Source organism: Vibrio sp. 10N.222.46.A1, assembly GCF_041473595.1.
Lineage (GTDB): Bacteria > Pseudomonadota > Gammaproteobacteria > Enterobacterales > Vibrionaceae > Vibrio > Vibrio tasmaniensis_A.
The window spans coordinates 1-2,094 of record NZ_JBFRSN010001257.1; the positions used below are offsets into that span (position 1 = coordinate 1).

Below are 2,094 nucleotides of genomic sequence, written 5' to 3' on the forward strand. Positions count from 1 at the left end.
ATTTAGGTAACGAGCTTACTGATAGCGCTATCGCCTTAGTTGGCTTTGCCAGCGATGCAGGCGTTGCAAGAAACAAAGGACGAGTGGGCGCAAGACAAGCACCCAACCTGATTCGTCAAGCGTTGGCTAATATGGCTTGGCACAGTGATACACACATCGCGGACCTTGGTGACATCGAATGTAACGATGGTCAACTCGAAGTCAGTCAAAAACAGTGTGCTTCTGTTATTGCTAATGCTTTATCAACCAACAAAGTGATTACCCTTGGCGGTGGTCACGAAGTTGCTTGGGCATCTTTCCAAGGCCTCGCGGAACATTTACATAAAGCAGAACGCCTTCATAAAACTGAACGTATTGATAAAGATCAGCCAATACACAAACCTAAGATCGGCATCGTTAACTTTGATGCTCACTTTGATCTTCGTGAATTTGAAAGCGAAATCGCCGATGTTAAACCGAGCTCAGGCACGCCTTTCAACCAGATAAGTGATTACTGCCATACACATCAATGGCCGTTTCATTACGCTTGTCTTGGCGTGAGTGCTGCTAGCAATACCAAAGCGCTGTTTAACAAAGCTGACCAACTGGGTGTTTGGTATGAACACGACCGCAACATGACCCAAGTTAACCAAGTCGCTCAACTGGTTACGTTGCAAAAATTCATCGCTGAATGTGATTACCTCTATCTCACCATTGATCTCGATGTATTCCCCGCAGCGACTGCGCCGGGCGTAAGTGCACCAGCGGCAAGAGGCGTGAGCTATGAAGCACTCGCTCCGTTTCTAGAACAGATTTTCAAACACAGTGAAAAACTCATTATCGCGGACATTGCGGAATACAACCCAGACTACGACATCGATGGCCAAACGGCTCGATTGGCGGCACGTTTGTGTTGGGATATAGCCAGTGCAATGGCCAGCGACTAATCCAGCTATACCGATAACTACAACTACAACTACAACTACAACTACAACGATATAACGTGAAACAGAAGGAATTCCAAAATGACGGAACACCACAACAGTGACCCTCGTCTCGACACGACTCGCGAAATTCGCGCACCTCATGGCACCACTTTGCGCGCTAAATCTTGGTTAACAGAAGCACCACTGCGTATGCTGATGAACAACCTAGACCCTGATGTGGCAGAACATCCACATGCACTGGTTGTGTATGGCGGTATCGGTCGCGCGGCACGTGATTGGAAATGTTATGACAAGATTGTTGAAGTATTAGAGCGTTTAGAAGACGACCAAACGTTGCTTGTTCAATCAGGTAAACCTGTGGGCGTGTTCCCGACACATAAAAACGCACCTCGCGTACTGATCGCTAACTCGAACCTTGTTCCACACTGGGCGAACTGGGAACACTTCAACGAGCTCGATAAAGAAGGCTTGATGATGTACGGCCAGATGACCGCAGGTAGCTGGATTTACATTGGCTCACAAGGCATCGTTCAAGGCACTTATGAAACGTTTGTCGCTATCGCGAAGAAGCACTTTCAAGGAGAAGCAAACGGCAAGTGGGTTCTAACGGGTGGTCTTGGCGGTATGGGCGGTGCTCAACCTCTCGCAGCGACTATGGCTGGCTTCTCGATGATTGCGGTTGAATGTGATGAATCACGAATCGATTACCGCTTGCGTACAGGCTATGTCGACAAAAAAGCCACCAGCATAGATGAAGCGATGGCAATGATTAAAGAATCAGACACACCAATCTCTGTTGGCCTACTCGGTAACGCAGCAGATGTATTCCCAGAGCTTGTTGAACGCAATATCACGCCTGACGTAGTGACTGACCAAACCTCTGCCCACGATCCGCTGAACGGCTACTTGCCGCAAGGTTGGACGATGGAGAAAGCAGCACAAGAACGTACTATTGATGAAGCAAAAGTGGTGAAAGCCGCTAAGCAATCTATGGCTATTCAAGTTCAAGCTATGCTAGATCTTCAGTACCGTGGCGCTGCGACCGTAGATTACGGCAACAACATTCGCCAAATGGCACTTGAAGAAGGAGTGGAAAACGCATTTGATTTCCCAGGTTTCGTTCCTGCTTATATTCGTCCTTTATTCTGCGAAGGCATCGGCCCGTTCC

At 48.0% G+C, this 2,094-nt stretch carries 2 protein-coding genes; both read left to right on the top strand.

Annotated features, from left to right (window positions below; genetic code table 11):
• Positions 1-926, top strand: a 926-nt coding sequence (gene hutG / locus AB4496_RS25730; protein ID WP_372132686.1) for a formimidoylglutamase, incomplete at its 5' end; no start/stop codon positions are given.
• A gap of 78 nt (positions 927-1,004) precedes the next feature.
• A partial coding sequence (gene hutU, locus AB4496_RS25735) for a urocanate hydratase (RefSeq protein ID WP_372132688.1) occupies positions 1,005-2,094 on the top strand: 1,090 nt, incomplete at its 3' end.